We start from the raw sequence: 273 nt of genomic DNA, 5'->3' as shown, positions 1-273 counted from the left end.
GTGCCGAGTTCGCCACGTGGGAAGCACACTGGGAAACGTTCCTCAAACACCGCACCCGCGCGAAATCGGGAGCGAGCCGGCCGGCTCACGTCGGAGCGAACCAGTCTTGGTGGTACACCCACATCCGCACCCGCAGAGCCCACAAGCTGCTGGCCAACCTGATCCGCGCCGACCAGTTATTCACCTGGCTGAAACTCGCCGAAGACGGCTACACGATCGCGAAGACGACGAACGCGTTAGAAGGCGGACCGAACAAGGCGATCAAAGACTTCC

At 61.9% G+C, this 273-nt stretch carries 1 pseudogene; it reads left to right on the top strand.

From position 1 onward, the window contains the following. Positions 1 to 273: pseudogene (locus tag NQ034_RS16105) on the top strand (IS256 family transposase); the annotation flags it as partial.

The sequence above is a fragment of the Brevibacterium moorei genome, assembly GCF_024580735.1.
GTDB classification, from domain to species: domain Bacteria; phylum Actinomycetota; class Actinomycetes; order Actinomycetales; family Brevibacteriaceae; genus Brevibacterium; species Brevibacterium moorei.
This window is presented reverse-complemented; position numbering and strand designations above follow the sequence as displayed.